The sequence below is a fragment of the Pseudomonas sp. FSL R10-0399 genome, assembly GCF_009600165.1.
Classification (GTDB): Bacteria; Pseudomonadota; Gammaproteobacteria; order Pseudomonadales; family Pseudomonadaceae; genus Aquipseudomonas; species Aquipseudomonas helleri.
The window spans coordinates 1-599 of record NZ_WIWK01000289.1 but is presented as its reverse complement, the minus strand read 5'-3'; the positions used below and the strand labels follow the sequence as shown (position 1 = coordinate 599).

The 599-nt window shown below is 66.9% G+C and carries 2 pseudogenes; both read right to left on the bottom strand.

The annotated features are described in order from the left end of the window. A pseudogene (locus GHO41_RS29490) lies at nucleotides 1-190 on the bottom strand (phosphopentomutase); the annotation flags it as partial. Continuing rightward, nucleotides 187-599 (bottom strand): annotated as a pseudogene (locus GHO41_RS29485) (thymidine phosphorylase); the annotation flags it as partial. The pseudogenes GHO41_RS29485 and GHO41_RS29490, both read right to left, overlap by 4 nt.

Sequence of the window (599 nt, the reverse complement as noted above, 5' to 3'; positions counted from 1 at the left end):
GCCCCAGCCCGAGGCGGGCCAGGTTGGGCAGGTGCAGCAGCCCTTGGCGTTGTGGGGTGTCGGCTTCGCCACGGGCGCAGGCCTGGGCGATATGCAGCAAGGTGTTGGCCCCGCTGTCACCAAAGGCGTCGGCATCGGCGCTGGCGCCAATCCCGAAAGAGTCGAGCACCAGCAGCAGTGCCCGGCTCATGAAGCCTCCATCAACAACTGCACGATCAACGGCGAGGCGCTGTCGGTGTGCTCGGTGATGGTATAGGCCGCAAGCACGGCCTTGGCGGCTTGCTCGGCCTTGAACGGGTTGCTGGCATGCACCATGGCCAACAGTTGACCGGCTTCAACGTGTTCGCCGGGGAGCTTCAACTGGCTGAGGCCGACGCTCGGGTCGATTCGGTCTTGCGGATGCAGGCGGCCGCCGCCCAGAGACACCACGCAAATGCCGATGGCCCGGGTATCAATGCTGTTGACCACGCCCGACACGGGGGCGCAGACCGGGAGCATCAACTCGGCTGAGGCCAGGTAGGCCTGCGGGTGATCGACCAGGTCGGCCGGGCCGCCGAGTGCTTCGACCATGCGTGAGAAGCGGCGCAGGGCTTCACCGC